The organism is Nocardia sp. TBRC8007, assembly GCF_056629435.1.
The window spans coordinates 20,981-37,154 of sequence record NZ_JBWSOR010000004.1; the positions used below are offsets into that span (position 1 = coordinate 20,981).

Consider the following 16,174-nt stretch of genomic DNA (forward strand, 5'->3'; position numbering starts at 1 on the left):
AGGTGGCGCACCTATCAGACCGAACTCGCGCCAGGTGAATGCGCTCGCGACTGGGCGTACTGTAAGCCGATGCCCGCCGACAAGGTACTCTCCCCGGTGGACAGCACGACACCGCCTGTCGCGGGTCCGCGCAGGTTTCTGGGTCCGTTCGCCCGCTGGCCACGCACTGCGGATGCCGCGCTCGCCGTGGCGGCGTTCTTGGTAGCGCTGTTCGTAGTCGACGCACCCGGCGACGCCGTGGCCGTCCGTCCGCTCGCCGAGATCGTGAATCCCGCCGTGCTGGTCCTCGCGATGGGCAATGCCGTGCTGTACTGGCGGCGACGCGCACCGTTGAACGTGCTCTGCACGGTACTGCTCGGGTGGGCAGTGCTGCTCATGACCGGATATTCGCATCTCGGCCCGGCCGTTCTCATAGCCCTGTACAGCATGGGCCGTTACGGGACTGTGAATCGCTGGTACCCTGCGGGCGTCGCCGCGGTCGTCGCACTGCTCATCGTCGACGGCCTCGATGAACCTGCCCCGTGGTGGCAGGAGACCCTCTTCGGCGGCATCTTCCTTTTCGGCGCGTGGGACATCGGGTACATGCTCCGATTGCGCACCGAGCGCACCGCCCGGCTGCTGAGCGACCGCGCTGCCGAAGCCGATCGGATAGTCGCCGAGGAGCGGACCCGTATCGCGCGCGAGCTGCACGATGTGGTCGCCCATCGGGTGAGTGTGATGACTGTGCAGGCCGGTGCGGCGAAGACCATCGCTACCCGTGACCTCGACGCCGCCGTGCGGGCCATGGGAGCAGTAGAAGAAGCGGGTCGCCAGGCACTGGCCGAGATGCGGCATCTGCTCGGCGTGCTGCGGCCCGAAGCCGAGCTCGGTCCACAGCCCGGCCTCGCCGATCTGCCACGGCTCGTCGAACAGATTCGCGGCGCGGGTGTGCGTGTGTCGCTGGCGACAGACAGGTTGCCCACCGCGCCGCCCGCGCAGGTGAATCTGTTCGCCTACCGCATTGTCCAAGAGGCACTCACCAACGTGCTCAAGCATGCTGGTCCGGGCACGCACGCGCAGGCACGGCTCAGCATCGAACGCAACGCCATCGCCATCGAGGTGCTCGACGACGGACGCGGCACCACCGCGTCCGTATCGACGCTCACGCTACCGGAGTCAGGTGGTCACGGAATTATCGGAATGCGTGAGCGCGCGTTGCTGTTGGGTGGGAGCCTCGAGGCGGGGCCGCGTGCGCAAGGAGGGTTCCGAGTGGTCGCTCAGCTGCCGATCGGAGACGAGTCGGTATGAGTGTTTGCGGGCTCATTGCCGACGACCAAGCTTCAGCCCGTAATGGTTTCGCCTTGACCCTGGGCATTCCCGACGATATCGAGGTGGTCACCGTTGCCTACGGCGTCGGCAATGCGGAGATCGCCGACCAGCTCTGCTACCAGAGCGGACTCGTCCGACCAAGCGACCACGACATCGGGCACTGCCCGACAGCGGTCAATGCGGTAGATGTACGCCGTCACGAACTTCCGTGACGGTCCGTGTGATCATCTGCTGCAAGGTGGCGGTGACCCGTTCGCTGGTAGTGGGTTTGCGGGTCAACGTGTGCGTTCCGAAAGTAACGTAGCGCCCGTCATCGGCGGCATCATTGAGTTGGAAGTCATTGCGGCCGTGAATATGCCGGTTGTCCACGCTGCCCATCGGGTAGACACCGACATGGCAGAGCATCGTCATCGTACGAGTGAAGAAATTCTCGAACTCCTCCCGTGGTGTCGGACGCCAGGCGTCACGGACCGGTGGCCGGGGCTGCTCCAATTCCTCAGCCGATACCTGGATTCGCCTCCCCTGCCCCGCAGCGCGACTCGGGAGCACATCCACCACCGCCTGCGCTACCGCACCGGCGGGCAGCAAGGCCAACAGCACATCACCGCCCTGCTCGTGGTTCGGTCCCGGTTCCTGCACCGCGATCGCGCCGTGCTCGTAGTGCACTCCGGCATGCGCACGCACCTTGCGATCCCGGCGAACACCGACGAACCCGGCCAGTTCCACCCGTGCCTCCGGGGCCAGCAGCACCTCGACCGCGCGCAGCAGATCATCGTCGATACGCGGGTGCAGCGAGCGGGCCGCCGCTCGACGCAACCGGAGACTCTCCGAACGGAACTCGGTGGTGTGCTGGTGGCGCAACGGATAGGGCAGCACGTCCCTGCCAGTGGACTCCCACAGGGTCCGGAATTCGAGCGCGGTGAACCGCCAGCTCGGCATCGCTGTCATCGGAAGTATCCTTGTCCTGTCCGGTTACTCGCCGATGACCGGCGGCGTAGTTTTCGGCAGATTGCCCAGCCCGGTGAGTTCATCGCCGTGTTCCTGAGTGATCAAATAGTCCGGAACACCCTTGCTGGATTCGTCATCGGATCTACCGCCGCGCGTACCGGGCGCTATACCACCCGGCATGCCGCCCATTCCGGGGCGACCCGTCGCGGTCCCCGCCCGCGCGGCCGTCGCGGCCGGTCCGGAAGGAAGTGTCGCGCCAGGAAGCGAACGTCCCTGAGGCGGCGCCGAGGCACCTGATCCGCCGTAACCGCCGAATCCGCCGTAACTTCCTTGGCCTCCGGTTCCGCCGTAACTTCCCTGGCCTCCGAGACTGCCATGAGTTCCTTGGCCTCCGGAACTGCCGAGACCACCCAGCGTACGAAGTTCCGGGCTACCGGAAGTACTCGGCGTGGGGGCCGAGGCGGAAGTGGTAGAAGCCTGAGTTGTGGACGAGGGATCAGCGAGAGCCCGCTGTGGCGTGTCGGCTGGTTCGTCCGCAGCCTGCTGAACGTCTGATGAAGTAATCGAATTATCTTGGGCGGCACTAATTTCCGTGTCGATAGTTCGAGGTCCCGATAGGCTCGCGCCGCCGGTACCGGCGCCGAGGCCACCGACACTGCTACCGCCGGTACCGGAGCCACCCGCTCCTATACCACCGATACCGCCGGTGCCGCCGTCGGGATTCATGCTCAACGCCGGGCGGGGTATCAAGGGGACATCGGTATCGGATTCCATGACGACCGGGGCGTATACAGTGCGCAGCACCCGCAATGCCTCGGTTTTCGCGTTGTACTCGGCGACATCGTCATTGCGCCATCCGCGGCCGGCGATGAAACCGCGGAAGTTGTCCAGACCGCTGCGATGCTCCGGGGCATGTGGGACCAATTGTTTGGTCGGCGTCAAGCCGGTCTGTAATTCGTCCAGCTTATTGCTGGTCAACCGAGCCGCTTTCGAGACTTGCGCGCCCTCGGCAGCATAGTCGCGGACTGCGCTCGCCGCCGCGTCTCTTGCTGCACCCCGCCACACGCTCGTATCGGTGGCCTTGTCCATGGCCCGGAGAAAGCCGTCCAGCGACTCCTGGTGCCCGGTGCCGATATTCTTCCACGCGGCCGCCAAGTCACTGACCACGGCCAGATCGATCCGATCGACCTTACCGCGCAGCGTGGCGATGTCGTACCTTTCGAACTCGTCGGCGTCGAGCACTTCCCTCGGCCGGAACTCGCCCTGAAAACCGATATCGGCCAACTGGCTTCGCACACCATCACGCTGCCGGTTGTATATGTCCTGCACCGCGAACGGATCGATCTCGGGTTGCAGCTGTTCACCGGAAATCCAGTTGGTGATACTGCGGAGCATCGCCGAACCCATCTCGCCTGGGTCGAAGATCTCCATACGGCTATACGGGTTACCCATCAGTCCACCTGCTCGGTGGCATACGCCAACCGGTCGGCGTTCTCGATATCCTGGCCGGTGATGCGCTTGAACGAGATCGCCATGACCTCACGCATATTCTTCACGACCTCGATATGCTCGAGGAGGATATTCTCAATCGAATTCTCCTCACCAGCGGCCTGCTTCAGAAACTTCCTCGCCAGATCATCCGCCATCTTGAAATCTCCGAAGCCGGAAACATTCTTGGTCCTCTGCGCAGCCTCGAGGATGCGGAATAGTTGGGCAATCCGCTCTTCACACGCTTCGGCGCAGAGATACGCAGTCCTCTCGTCATCGAGATAGAGTTCCCCCGCACGCGCTTGTCCCGCCAGCTGCCGCCGAACCAGGGCATTGCCCTCGCTCATGACACCCCCCTCCCGCTACTCCGGAAATACCGGCACAATAAAATTTCCTATACGATCCAGAACTATACAAGGATCTTCCCGCTCGCCGGTGATCGGCTTATTCGATACCCGCAGTTGAATCGCCCCCTGACGCGCCGGGAACACGATATCGCAGAGCAGATCCTTCGACGCACCCTCGACCTTGAACCGCCGACCCTGCCGGCCCGCCATCGTGACGTCCTCGAATTCCACATTCCCGGGCTTGCTCTCGAACTCCGCCACAGTGCGGCCGGTCGAGAACACCGTGATGAAATATCGTGGACCTTCCCAGCCACAGATCTCCCAGCCGGACTCCAGCCTCCTGCCAAGGATTCCGGGCACTTCGGTCGCCGGATCGACCCCCGCCGCCCGCAACGCCTCATCCGGAATCCCCGTGCACGGGTCGAACAGCTTCGCGGTCGCGGCAGTACTCGTAGCAGGCGAGCCACCACTTGTGGTCTCACTACAGCCCGCAACGCCAGGAACAAGTAGAAAAGCCATTATCGGCAACAAAATTCGGCGAACCATCCCCACCCTTTCGGCCCGTAACGACGCAGGCTGCGCCAACGGTAACAGACAACTATCGAGAACTCACCTCCTCCAGACACCGGCAGCACACCGCGCACCGGCAGCGCACACGACGAAATACCAGCGGCAGCCGGACGTCGTACCGGCACCTACAGTTCGACACCCGACACGAACGCGGTCACCGCCGACCAGGCCGCGAGCTCATGTGCCCGCGTCCGCGTAGGCGGGCGTGAGCGCGGTTGACGCACTTCTGCGAGGGCGGCTTGCGGCGTCCCTTGTACGGGGTCAGCACCCCGTCCGATCCCTGGTACCCCTTGTCTGCCAACGTGTTCAGTCGGCGTCGCGTAGTTCGCGCAGGACACGATCGAATCCGGCGGCGATATCACGGTAGGTCTCACCGTTCAGAGCACCAGGCGCACCATATCGGCGGTGCGCGCGAGCCCAGGGAAGGCGTGCGGTGTCGAACGGGGGTGCAGGGTATGCACAATGAGCCGGAATATGATCGCCCGCAACAACATCTGCGGCCATTCCGGCAAATCAGCCCATCGTTCCAGCAGCCCGTCGTCCGCGCCTCCCCAAGCCAGCGCATCCACCACGATGACCGCCGCCGCCCACGGCGCGGGGCGCCAGTACGGTGTGATGTCGGCGAGACCGGGGATCTGGGCACCGACGAACAGGACCGTGCCGAACAGATCGCCGTGCACCAGTTGTGGCTGGGTCCGCACCGGCTTACGGAGCGTAGCCAGCTGACCGATCAGTTCGAGGCCGCGGCGAGCGTCCGGTGAGGACGACAGCTGCGCACCGCCCGCGCGTAGGCTTCGCAGCGGCACCGTCTCCCAGGCCGCACGGTCCGCGGCGACGAATACATCCGTATCCGCCCAGGGCGCGACCGGCGGTTGCGCGAGAAAACGTGGCCGCTCCAGCGCCGCTGTAGCCTGATGCAGTCGCACCGATATCGAGACTACTTCATCGTGCCGCGGCTCCGGAGCGCCCTCCAGATAGGTGTCCGCACGCCAACCGGACACCACGTAGCGGCCGTCGGTCGCCCGCACCGGCCGGGCCAGCCGCAGCCCGTCCACCCGCAATGACTCGCGAACGTTGGCCGACCACGCCGCACGCGCGTGATCGGAAACCGGGCTGAGTACCACATCGCCGAAGCGCCAGCCGCCTTCCCAGTTGCCGAGCGCCACCGGGGTCACTTCACGTAGACCGAACGTAGCGCGCACATGCTCGGGAGGTTCCACAGAAGTCACGACCGTACCGTATGCCGGGTCCGATTCGACGAGCCGACGGCACGCCGTACGGCGCCCTGTTTTGTGACTCACTTCCCACTGCCCGATGCCGAATTACCTCGGCGGCATCAATACACCGGCAAGGAGCGGTCGATCTGGTTGGCCCAGGCGATCACGCCGCCCTGCAGATGGGCGGCGTCGGAGAAACCGGCGCGCTTGAGCGCGGCCAGCGCCTCAGCGGAGCGCACACCGGTCTTGCAGTGCAGCACGATCGAGCGGTTCTGCGGCAGCTCGGCCAACGCATCGCCGGACAGGATGCGGTCTTTCGGGATCAGCCTGGCACCCTCGATATGCACGATGTCCCATTCGACCGGCTCACGCACGTCGATCAGCTCGATCTCCTTGCCCGCGTCGAGCAACTCCTTGAGCTCATGCGCGGTGATGGTAGACCCGACCGCGGCCGCCTGGCCCTCCTCGGACACCACACCACAGAATGCCTCGTAGTCGATCAGCTCGGTGATCGGCTGACGCTCCGGATCACGGCGCAGCGCGATGGTCCGGTAGTTCATATCCAATGCGTCGTACACCATCAGTCTGCCCAGCAGCGGCTCACCGATACCGGTGATCAACTTGATCGCCTCGGTGACCATCACCGAACCGATCGATGCGCACAACACACCGAGCACACCGCCCTCAGCGCAGGAGGGCACCATACCGGGTGGCGGGGCCTCCGGGTACAAGTCGCGGTAGTTGATGCCGCGACCGTCCGGCGCATCCTCCCAGAAGATCGAGACCTGTCCTTCGAAGCGGTAGATCGAACCCCACACATAGGGCTTGCCCGCCAGTACCGCGGCATCGTTGACCAGGTAGCGAGTGGCGAAGTTGTCGGTACCGTCGACGATCAGGTCGTATCGAGCGAACAACTCGACCGCGTTCTCGGGTTCCAATCGGATCTTGTGCAACCGTACGTCGATGCCGGAGTTGATCTCCAGGATGGAGTCGCGCGCGCTATCGGCCTTCGAACGGCCGATATCGGATTCGCCGTGGATGATCTGACGCTGCAGGTTGGACGCATCCACCTCGTCGAACTCGACGATGCCGAGAGTGCCGACACCCGCGGCGGCCAGGTACAGCAGCGCAGGTGATCCGAGCCCGCCCGCACCGATGACCAGCACCTTGGCATTCTTCAAACGCTTCTGCCCATCCACCCCGAGATCCGGGATGATCAGGTGGCGGCTGTAGCGGGCAACCTCATCCCTGGTCAGTTCCTCGGCCGGCTCGACAAGTGGCGGCAGGGACTTGGGTGATGACACGTCCAGGACTCCTCGAATCGCTTGGCCGATCGCTACCGGCGGTGTGGCGCCCTCCGCGGGCCGCTCTAGTACAACACCGGCGATCGGACCGTTCTTCCCGCACCATCGTCACGTATCGGCGACCGCCCTACCCGCGCGGGTAGGGCCAGGGATTGAAATGGCAACGCTTGCCATTCATCGGCACAACGCCGTTCGGATCCAACTCCGCGATGTCGTCGTTCTTCGTGCCGAAGGTCTGCTGCATCATCACCGGCGCGAGCCCGCCATCGGTCTCACACGGCTGATGCTGGTGGTAGCCGATGGCATGGCCGACCTCATGGTTGACCAGGTACTGCCGATACGACCCGATATCTCCCTCGAAAGCCAGCGCGCCCCGCACCCAGCGGGCCTCGGAGAGCACCACCCGGTGGTTGTCGGCGTTGTAACAGGAGGTATCGATCGGGATATCGAAGCCGCATTCTGTGCGACTCGAGTCCTGCGAGGTGAGCGAGATGCGGAAGTCCACTTTCCCTTGGTCCACCCGGCGGAACGCGAACTTGTGGTCGTGCACCCAGCTCTTCGGGTTGGCGAGGGTGGAATCGATCATGGCGGTCACGGCTTGGTCGCCACCGATACCCGAGGTGTCCATACCGTCCTCGATCTCCACCGTATAGCGGAATACGCTGTCGGTTCCTATGCCGACCTTCGCGGTGGTTCCCGGTACCACACGCCAGGTACCCGGACCGTTCTCGGTGAAGGGGCCGCCAGCGGGCAGTGCCCCGATGGCCAGATCCGCTGGAAAGTGCCCGTCTCCCGGCGGGCCGTCGATGATACCCGCGACCGCGGCGCGTGGATCGAGTTGTTCCTGGCCGGACACCGGGCCGACCGCATCTCCGGTGCCGATGGCGCGGAACGCTTCCACGACTACCAGGGCGGTGATCACGACCAGTATCGGAAGCGCATAGGCTCGCCAGCCGTAGGTCGAGACGAACCTGCCGAGCGCACTTTGCTTCTTGGCGTCCCGCTCCGGGCGTCCTCTGGTTCTGCCCTCATTCGGAGCAATGGGATCCCAGCGGGCGCGCAATGGCTGGTGGGATCGGTCGGCTTTACCAGAATAACGGCCCAGCTCATCGCCGATCGCACCTACGTCTCGATCACGTTGGCGCGAGGGGGTATCGGGGCGGCGCGCGGGGCGCTCGCCGACTGCGGTGCGCTTCTGCTTCCGTGCGGGAGGGCCGAACGATTCGGGACTGGCCACCGGCCACTCGACCGCACCGGCGCGAACCGTCCTCTTGGATCGCGTCTCGGGCCCGGTTCTCGCCATGCGATCCGACTTTACGGAACCGAACAGACCCGAGCCAGTCGGACTGCTCGCACCGCTTCCGACCCCGTGCGGGCCTTCCGGTCGGTCACGCGCCAGCAGCTCATGGCGGCCGCTCGCCCCTTATGAGCACACGGCCGGCAAGCGCATACCACGCGGTGATTCGTCCCAGGGAAGCGCAGTTACCCGACCCCACTCCGCAAACCGATGACAACCGAGTATCGTGCATGGGACAGCCCGGTGCACACCCCTTCTTGCCGGGGAATCGACTGGAAGAGCCGACAATGACTCACCTGGTGGACCGGATGTTGTCCCGCAGATCGTCGTCCGAGGCCGCGGCACCTGCCAAACGCGGTACCAGGCTTCCGCGCGACGAACGACGTCAACAGCTGCTCACGGCGGCAAGCGAAGTCTTCGTACAGCGCGGCTACCACGCTGCGGGCATGGACGAGATCTCGCACTGCGCCGGAGTGAGTAAGCCGGTGCTGTACCAACACTTCAGCAGCAAACTGGAGCTCTACGTCGCGGTGCTGCAGAATTATGTGGACATGCTGGTCTCCAGCGTGCGCCAGGCGCTGCGATCGACCACCGACAACAGGCAGCGCGTGCGCGCGGCGGTGCAGGCGTACTTCGATTTCGTGGACAATGAGATGCAAGGTTTCCGCCTGGTATTCGAGTCCGACCTGACCAGTGAGCCGCAGGTGCAGCGCCGGGTCGAGCAGGCTACCGAGGCGTGTGTGGACGCGGTCTTCGACGTGGTGGCGCGCGACTCAGGCCTGGATCCCTATCGCGCACGCATCTTGGCGGTCGGATTGGTGGGCGCGAGCCAGTTCACTGCACGCTACTGGCTGGAGGCCGACCGGCCGATCCCCAAAGAGGACGCGGTCGACACCACCGTCTCGCTCGCATGGGGCGGTCTGAAGCACGTGCCGCTGCATCCGATCGCCTGAACGGGCACGACGCCAAGGGACGTAACGCCGGAAGACACAACACAGACGAGCCCCTGCCCCCGGATGATCCGAGAGCAGGGGCTCGTCGTATGCGAGCGGTGATCGGGATCAGACCGCAGCGAAACCGACGCGACCGCCTGCGGACGAGCCGATCTCGACGTAGGCGATCTTCGAAGCCTGGATCAAGAACTTGCGGTCCTTCTCATCGGAGAGCGACAAGACCCCACCGTCACTACCGAGCGCGCCGGACACCAACGCCTCGACCTCGTCCTGGGTCTGCGAGCTGGTAATCACCAGCTCGCGCGGGCTATCCGAAATACCGATCTTGACCTCCACGGCCAACCTCCGAAATCTGAGAGTCCTGTGCTGTCGGATCCAGGCTAATGCCAGGACACCCCGGCGCGTATTCAGGCCGTGCAGCGAGTGCCCCAGCAGCGTCGACCGGCCTCTCCTGGCAGGTTCGGCGATTCCAGCTCGCACGAGTCACTCATCCCCACGGAACTACGTGATCAGCCGTCACATCCGGCCAACGGCGACCATATCCGCAGGGCAGCCGGTGGCGCTCGGGTCCGTCAGATACCGAGTACCATCATGCGTTCAGCATGGCTGTCCTGCATCCGCTCGAACAGCGCGGCGACACCGTTGAGATCGCCGGTGGCGGTCAGAACCAGTTCGGTGAGCTCATCTCGCTGAGCCATGACGTACTGGGCCTGGGTGATCGCCTCACCGAGCAGCCGCCTGCCCCACAGTCTGAGGCGGTCGCGTTCGGAACGGCTCACGGCGACCGCCCGGCGCACCTCCTCGACAACGAATTCCGAATGCCTGGTCTCGGCGAGCACATTACGGACCACCGCGGCGACGTCGGGAGACAATGCCCCCGCGATCTCGGTGTAGAAGTCCGCGGCGATACCGTCGCCGACATAGAACTTCACCATCGATTCCAGCCATGTCGAGGGATCGGTCGACGCGTGGAAATCGTCCAGCGCTCGCACGAACGGCGCCATGGCATCGAAAATATCGGCGCCCCGAGCGGCCAGCGCGGACCGGAGCGTGGTGAAGTGCCCCATCTCGGCCGCGGCCATCTTCGCCACCGCCGCTTTACCCCGGAGAGTCGGTGACAGCTTGGCCTCTTCGGCCAACCGGTAGAACGCGGAGATCTCGCCATAGGCGAGCACCGCGAACAGATCGGTCACACCGGGATGCTCCGCGGGGATGAAGAAGGCTGCTGGGTCGGTCGGCGAAACACCTAGCGCGGCAGGTGACTGTACTCCCATACGAACCAGACTAATACTCGGCGTGGCTTGTCCGGTTCAACCGAGCACTTCCCCGAGTAACCGCATGTCGTGTCGCGCACCGCGCAGAAGACACCGCGCGAACAGAGAACCTGTGATGGGAAATGCCTACTCCAGCGCCGCACCCACCACCACCTGAACGGCCAGAGCCTGGCGCCCGGTGAGGCTATGGTCGACCGGTGCGGCGACATGGCCGTCACCACGGTGTTCACGGAATAAGGTGCTCAACTACCACTGCACCATATCGGGATGGAATCCCGCGAAAGTCGCCTCGACCGCCATAGGGGCACTGCGATGAATTGCCATGTGCCACAGCGCGCGTCGCAGCCTTGGATAAGGAAGCGCGCTTCGATTTCCCAATATCCGTGCTATCTTGCCGCAGCGGCAATTCGAGGGAAGAACAATATCACGCTACAATCACTGCGAACAGCGGAAGTTTCGCTCGACGGAGTTGCCTGAATGCCACGCTCACGCACCACAGGGCGCCGCTACGGCCGCTGACCGATTTCGGGTCCGAAGTTTCGCTGAACAGGAAAATGTGCGCGCACCAGATCCGCGTCACCACTGCGCCGCGCCGATGTCTTACGAGGTAGTCGCCGTTTCATCCGGCAGGCACCCGGCATCCGGAGCGTGGCCGGGTGAATATCGCTTGCGGAGCCGTGGTCGTCGCGGACCACCCGGTCCGCCCCACCTTGTGCGCGCTGGACGTGATGACGAGGAAGGCACGAACCTGAGTAAGATCACAGTCGACCAGGAACCGGGACTGGCGGATACTCTGTTGACCGCCGAACTGGACGCAACACATACCGCCCCGACTTTCGCTGAATTGGGCGTGCGGACCGAAATCGTGCGCGCACTCGACGAGATCGGTATCGAACACACTTTCGCTATTCAGGAACTCACCCTTCCGCTAGCGCTCACCGGGGAGGATCTCATCGGTCAGGCCCGTACCGGAATGGGTAAAACCTTCGGTTTCGGAGTGCCGCTGTTACATCGGATCTCGACCGCCGACTCCGGCACACCGCCGCTGGACGGCACGCCGCGTGCGCTGATCATCGTGCCGACGCGGGAACTGTGCGTCCAGGTCACCGAGGACCTACAGAACGCGGGCAAGTACCTGTCCGGGTATCGAGGGCCGCTGCGCGTCGCTTCTATTTACGGCGGGCGCCCCTACGAGGCACAGATCGAAGCGCTGCGGGAGGGGGTAGACCTGGTGGTCGGCACCCCGGGACGACTACTCGACCTCGCCGACCAACAGCACCTGATCCTCGGCAAGATCGGGGTGCTCGTGCTCGACGAGGCCGATGAGATGCTCGACCTGGGTTTCCTACCGGACATCGAACGAATTCTCGGGATGGTGCCGGACAAGCGTCAGACCATGCTGTTCTCCGCGACCATGCCAGGGCCGATCATCACACTGGCCCGCACCTTCTTGACTCGTCCGACGCATATCCGAGCCGAAGAACCGCACGATTCCGCAGTGCACGACCGCACCACCCAGTTCGTCTATCGCGCTCACGCCTTGGACAAAAGCGAGCTGATCGCGCGGATACTGCAAGCCGAGGGCCGCGGAGCCACCATGATCTTCACGCGTACCAAACGCACCGCGCAGAAAGTCTCCGACGAGTTGGCCGAGCGAGGGTTCGCGGTAGGCGCGGTGCACGGCGACCTCGGGCAGATCGCCCGCGAGAAGGCGCTCGCCAAGTTCCGTAAGGGCACCATCGACGTGCTGGTCGCGACCGATGTCGCGGCGCGCGGCATCGACATCGATGACGTCACCCATGTGATCAACTATCAGTGTCCGGAAGACGAGAAGACCTACGTGCACCGGATCGGCCGTACCGGCAGGGCCGGACGCACCGGCGTAGCGGTGACTCTGATCGACTGGGACGAACTCAACCGATGGTCGGCGATAGACAGCGCACTCGCGCTCGGCATCCCCGAGCCCGTCGAGACCTATTCGCGCTCGGCGCACCTGTACTCGGACCTGACCATTCCGGAGAGTGTGACCGGTGTGGTGCGCAAGCCCGAGCCGCGACGCGACGCGGACGCGGTCGTCGTCGAACGTCCCGAACGCACCCCACGCCAGCGCACTCGCAGGCGCACCCGCGGCGGTAAACCGGTCGACGACACCCAAGCCGTTACCGACGCCCCCTACGACACCGACCCCGCCGGCGATACCGCCTCCACCGCTGAGGCGGCCCAGCAGTCCACAGCGCAGACACCCCCTGACTCCGACCGACCCGCACGGCGCAGGCGCAGGCGGCGCAAGACCACGGCCGGTGAAACCTCCGCCGTGGACACCGCGAGCGCGTCCTCGACTACGGCTGCCGCATCGGCCTGATCATCCGGATCCGATAGTCTCGCACCCGTGCTCGCACCCGAGCGGCGAACGCGCGCCGATATCATCTCCGCAGTGGCGATCGCGGTTCTCGTGCTGGTCGCGGGGATCGTGACGTGGCTGCATTCAGACGCACGCGGCACCGAATCAATCGTCGCGGCGACCCCTGTGCCGACCCCGATCACCGCCGACCGATTGCCGACCGCGCTGCGCGAACTGTGGCACGCCCCGGATGCGATGAGCGCGCGAGCACTCGTCGCGGGCGGCGTCGTGGTGACCGGTGACAATGGCACCGTTACCGGCCGTGATCCACATACCGGCGCCCAGTTGTGGAAATACCAGCGCAACATGCCCCTGTGCGGAGTCGAGAGTCAATACGGCACAGTAGTCGCGGTGTACCGTGACCAGCGCGGTTGCAGCCAGGCCACCTTGTTGTCCGCCGACAGTGGCGCCCGGCGCACCGCGCGCAGCAGCTATATGGATCCGAGTGTGCGGTTGTCCGCCGACGGCACCTACTTCCTGGCGCAGGGGCGGCACAGGCTGGAGATGTGGCGCTCGGATCTGGTCCGCACCCTGGAGTACGGCTTCGTCGATGCTCCGGTGAACGTAAGAACCCAACCACGCTCGGGCTGCACACTGCTGTCGTCGAGCTCCAGCCCGTCCCAGCTTGCTGTACTCGAACGCTGTCCCGACGACCCAGCCGACCGGCTCACCGTGCTCGATCCGGTTCCGAAGGACAACACCGTGCCGGAGGAATACGGCTCGCACGTATTGACCGGCCCTGGAATGGATTCCGCCGACGCCAAGGTGGTCGCGGTGTCCGATAGCCGAATCGTGTTGTATTTCCCCGGTACGACCGTGAACGCGCAGCCGCTGCCGCCGCGACTCGCCGTTTACGACGGAAACGGCAACCCCGTCGCGCTGCATAATCTTTCCGCACCGCTGAGCCAGGACACCATAACCACCCAGATCGGCTCGGCTTACCTGGTCTTCACCGGTAACAGCGTGATCGCCTTGAACGGCAGCACATTCGACCCGCTGTGGACCTCGGGCGCAGCACTCGGCGCACCTGCGCTCATGGCGGGCAAACTGTTGCTGCCCACCACCGGTGCTATGGCCTTCCTCGATCCGGCCACAGGAGTCGAGCTCGGGCGCATACCAGTGGATAGGCCCGGTTACGCTGGTGGCGCTATCTCTGTCGCTGTTGTCGGCAATACCGTGCTGGAACTGCGCGACGGGGCGATGCATGCTCTCGGCTGATCCGTCCGAATTCGTCGGTGTCACAGGGATTTTTTCGGTGCCATAGGGATAATGAGAATATGAGCGAAACTGGTTCCACCACATCGACATCCAATTTCAGCACCACGTCTTCCAGCGCGGCTTCTGCCGAAGCGACGTCCTATGACGACCCGGACGCACCGTGGAACCAGGAGTACACCCCCGAAGAGGCTGCCAACTGGAACAAAGGTGTAATACAAGAGTTCCGTGCCAACGGCGGTAAGGTCGGCGGCGCCTACGAAGGTGGCGAACTGATATTGCTCACCACCACCGGGGCCAAGAGCGGCAGTCAGCACGTGGTTCCGCTCACCCTGCTACGGCGCGGCGAAACGCTGTATGTGAGTTCGTTCGTCGAGGACAAATACCCGGCCTGGTACTACAACGTGAAGGCTGATTCCCGCGTTACGGTCGAGTTGGGTTCGACCACCTACCGAGGCACAGCACGGATACTCGAAGGCAGCGCGTACGAGGAGTTCGCGAGCTGGGCGCTGGAGAACAATCCGCTGCTTGCCGAGTGCCAGGCCAAGGTCACACGCCCATTGCCGCTGGTAGTACTCGAACTCGGAGAGCCGATTCAGTCGTAACCCGACCCGATGCGCGCCGTGCCGCACACTCGCGGCCATGATGGGAACCATGTCCGCATCCGATAGTGCCCGGCTGATTCTGCTCCGGCACGGCGAAACCGCCTGGTCCCGCGAACGACGTCATACCAGTCACACCGATCTGCCACTCACTGCGCACGGCGAGCGACAGGCCGAGGCCGCCGGCCGCCTGCTCGTCACGCTGAAATTACGAAATCCACTGGTGCGAGTCAGTCCTCGGCAACGCGCAGCCCGTACCGCAGAGCTGGCCGGGCTCACCGGCGTCGTAGTCGACGACAACCTCGCCGAATGGGACTACGGTGCCTATGAGGGGCTGACCACCCCGCAGATTCGCGAATCCCTCCCAGGCTGGACCGTCTGGACCGACGAGATCCCAGGCGGTGAAACCGCCGCGCACGTGTGCGAGCGAGCGGATCGAGTACTCGCCGCTGTCACGCCCGTGCTTCCGGAACGGGATATCGTACTGGTGGGACATGGACATTTCTCCCGCGTGCTGATCGCCCGCTGGACCGAGTTCGACGTCCGGGAAGGCCGTCGTTTCGCTATGACGACCGGCGCACTGACCATACTCGGCTACGAACACGACACTCGCACTATCCACGCGCACAATTTGGTACCCGATGGAGCGTCACTGTGACTCGAACCACTCGCACCGGCACCGAGACCACTGCTGCCGATCCCAGCGGCCCTGATCCGGCCGTCATCGATCTCGGCACCGCGGTTCTGCGCCGCGTCGTCCCTTCCGATGTGCCCGCATTGGTCGACCTCGTCTACGAGCTAGCCGACTATGAGAAGGCGCGGCACGAGTGCACAGTCACCACTGAACAACTGCACACCGCACTGTTCGGGCCGCTGCCGAAGGTTTTCGCGCACGTGGTGGCAGACGAGATGGGCCTGCTCGGCTGCGCCATCTGGTTTCTCAACTTCTCCACCTGGGACGGTGTGCACGGTATCTATCTCGAAGACCTATACGTCACACCGAAGACCAGGGGTAGAGGCTACGGCAAAGCGCTGCTGGCCGCGCTGGCGAAAGAAGCAGTGGACAATGGCTACAGTCGGATCGCCTGGTCGGTGCTGACCTGGAACAGGCCATCCATCGACTTCTACGAGTCGATCGGCGCCGTAGCGCAAAACGACTGGACAGGCTACCGGCTGACGGGCGCCGCTCTAGGAGAATTGGCCACCAAGGCGCGATAATGCCAGTTCATCACGCATATAGACACACCGAC

Annotated in this window: 19 protein-coding genes; 8 read left to right on the forward strand and 11 right to left on the reverse strand. The window is 64.3% G+C overall.

Annotated features, from left to right (window positions below; all coding sequences use genetic code 11):
- Positions 1-69: 69 nt before the first annotated feature.
- Both ACX4ZE_RS05835 and ACX4ZE_RS05840 read left to right on the forward strand, forming a co-directional pair.
- On the forward strand, positions 70-1,287 hold the full coding sequence (locus ACX4ZE_RS05835; RefSeq protein WP_480272277.1) for a sensor histidine kinase: 1,218 nt from the start codon (positions 70-72) through the stop codon (positions 1,285-1,287).
- Positions 1,284-1,520, forward strand: coding sequence for a hypothetical protein (locus tag ACX4ZE_RS05840; RefSeq protein WP_480272278.1), 237 nt, complete (start codon positions 1,284-1,286; stop codon positions 1,518-1,520). Before ACX4ZE_RS05835 ends, ACX4ZE_RS05840 begins: the two co-directional genes overlap by 4 nt.
- Here the strand turns inward: ACX4ZE_RS05840 and ACX4ZE_RS05845 are convergent.
- The 8 genes from ACX4ZE_RS05845 to ACX4ZE_RS05880 form a co-directional block, all read right to left on the reverse strand.
- Positions 1,483-2,256 carry an ESX secretion-associated protein EspG gene (locus tag ACX4ZE_RS05845; protein ID WP_480272279.1) on the reverse strand — a complete coding sequence of 258 codons (774 nt, stop codon included), beginning with the start codon at positions 2,254-2,256 and terminating at the stop codon, positions 1,483-1,485. The genes ACX4ZE_RS05840 and ACX4ZE_RS05845 overlap by 38 nt on opposite strands.
- Positions 2,257-2,280: 24 nt before the next feature.
- Positions 2,281-3,708 carry a hypothetical protein gene (locus tag ACX4ZE_RS05850; RefSeq protein WP_480272280.1) on the reverse strand — a complete coding sequence of 476 codons (1,428 nt, stop codon included), beginning with the start codon at positions 3,706-3,708 and terminating at the stop codon, positions 2,281-2,283.
- A complete protein-coding gene (locus ACX4ZE_RS05855) occupies positions 3,708-4,091 on the reverse strand; it encodes a hypothetical protein (RefSeq protein ID WP_480272281.1) in 384 nt (127 codons plus the stop codon). Before ACX4ZE_RS05855 ends, ACX4ZE_RS05850 begins: the two co-directional genes overlap by 1 nt.
- Positions 4,092-4,106: 15 nt before the next feature.
- Positions 4,107-4,610, reverse strand: a complete 504-nt coding sequence (locus ACX4ZE_RS05860) for a DUF3558 domain-containing protein (RefSeq protein ID WP_480272282.1) — start codon at positions 4,608-4,610, stop codon at positions 4,107-4,109.
- Between the two features lie 205 nt (positions 4,611-4,815).
- Entirely contained in the window at positions 4,816-4,962 is a 147-nt protein-coding gene (locus tag ACX4ZE_RS05865) for a hypothetical protein (RefSeq protein ID WP_480272283.1), read from the reverse strand.
- Positions 4,963-5,038: 76 nt separating this feature from the next.
- Entirely contained in the window at positions 5,039-5,890 is an 852-nt protein-coding gene (locus ACX4ZE_RS05870; RefSeq protein ID WP_480272284.1) for a TIGR02569 family protein, read from the reverse strand.
- 107 nt (positions 5,891-5,997) lie between these two features.
- Positions 5,998-7,182 (reverse strand): adenylyltransferase/sulfurtransferase MoeZ, encoded by a 1,185-nt coding sequence (gene moeZ / locus ACX4ZE_RS05875; protein WP_480272285.1) that lies wholly within the window; start codon positions 7,180-7,182, stop codon positions 5,998-6,000.
- Positions 7,183-7,309: 127 nt separating this feature from the next.
- A complete protein-coding gene (locus ACX4ZE_RS05880) occupies positions 7,310-8,485 on the reverse strand; it encodes a DUF3152 domain-containing protein (RefSeq protein WP_480272286.1) in 1,176 nt (391 codons plus the stop codon).
- A gap of 281 nt (positions 8,486-8,766) precedes the next feature.
- Here ACX4ZE_RS05880 and fasR point away from each other — a divergent pair, with 281 nt between their 5' ends.
- Entirely contained in the window at positions 8,767-9,432 is a 666-nt protein-coding gene (gene fasR, locus ACX4ZE_RS05885) for an HTH-type transcriptional activator FasR (RefSeq protein ID WP_480272287.1), read from the forward strand.
- A gap of 108 nt (positions 9,433-9,540) precedes the next feature.
- On the opposite strand, the gene ACX4ZE_RS05890 is transcribed toward fasR, so the two are convergent.
- The 3 genes from ACX4ZE_RS05890 to ACX4ZE_RS05900 all read right to left on the reverse strand — a co-directional run bounded on the left by ACX4ZE_RS05890 (position 9,541) and on the right by ACX4ZE_RS05900 (position 10,952).
- Positions 9,541-9,768, reverse strand: a complete 228-nt coding sequence (locus ACX4ZE_RS05890; RefSeq protein ID WP_480272288.1) for a DUF3107 domain-containing protein — start codon at positions 9,766-9,768, stop codon at positions 9,541-9,543.
- 236 nt (positions 9,769-10,004) lie between these two features.
- Positions 10,005-10,706, reverse strand: a complete 702-nt coding sequence (locus ACX4ZE_RS05895; protein WP_480272289.1) for a ferritin-like fold-containing protein — start codon at positions 10,704-10,706, stop codon at positions 10,005-10,007.
- 126 nt (positions 10,707-10,832) lie between these two features.
- Positions 10,833-10,952, reverse strand: a complete 120-nt coding sequence (locus tag ACX4ZE_RS05900) for a helix-turn-helix domain-containing protein (protein ID WP_480272290.1) — start codon at positions 10,950-10,952, stop codon at positions 10,833-10,835.
- A gap of 466 nt (positions 10,953-11,418) precedes the next feature.
- On the opposite strand from ACX4ZE_RS05900, the gene ACX4ZE_RS05905 reads away from it, so the two are divergent.
- The 5 genes from ACX4ZE_RS05905 to ACX4ZE_RS05925 all read left to right on the forward strand — a co-directional run bounded on the left by ACX4ZE_RS05905 (position 11,419) and on the right by ACX4ZE_RS05925 (position 16,142).
- A complete protein-coding gene (locus ACX4ZE_RS05905) occupies positions 11,419-13,068 on the forward strand; it encodes a DEAD/DEAH box helicase (protein WP_480272291.1) in 1,650 nt (549 codons plus the stop codon).
- Positions 13,069-13,095: 27 nt separating this feature from the next.
- Positions 13,096-14,325 (forward strand): Rv3212 family protein, encoded by a 1,230-nt coding sequence (locus tag ACX4ZE_RS05910; protein WP_480272292.1) that lies wholly within the window; start codon positions 13,096-13,098, stop codon positions 14,323-14,325.
- A gap of 59 nt (positions 14,326-14,384) precedes the next feature.
- Positions 14,385-14,927: a nitroreductase/quinone reductase family protein gene (locus tag ACX4ZE_RS05915; RefSeq protein ID WP_480272293.1), complete on the forward strand. Its 543-nt coding sequence runs from the start codon at positions 14,385-14,387 to the stop codon at positions 14,925-14,927.
- A 49-nt stretch (positions 14,928-14,976) separates the two neighbouring features.
- Complete coding sequence (locus tag ACX4ZE_RS05920; RefSeq protein WP_480272294.1) at positions 14,977-15,582, forward strand: acid phosphatase; 606 nt, start codon at positions 14,977-14,979, stop codon at positions 15,580-15,582.
- 65 nt (positions 15,583-15,647) lie between these two features.
- A complete protein-coding gene (locus ACX4ZE_RS05925) occupies positions 15,648-16,142 on the forward strand; it encodes an N-acetyltransferase family protein (RefSeq protein ID WP_480272524.1) in 495 nt (164 codons plus the stop codon).
- Positions 16,143-16,174 lie beyond the last annotated feature (32 nt).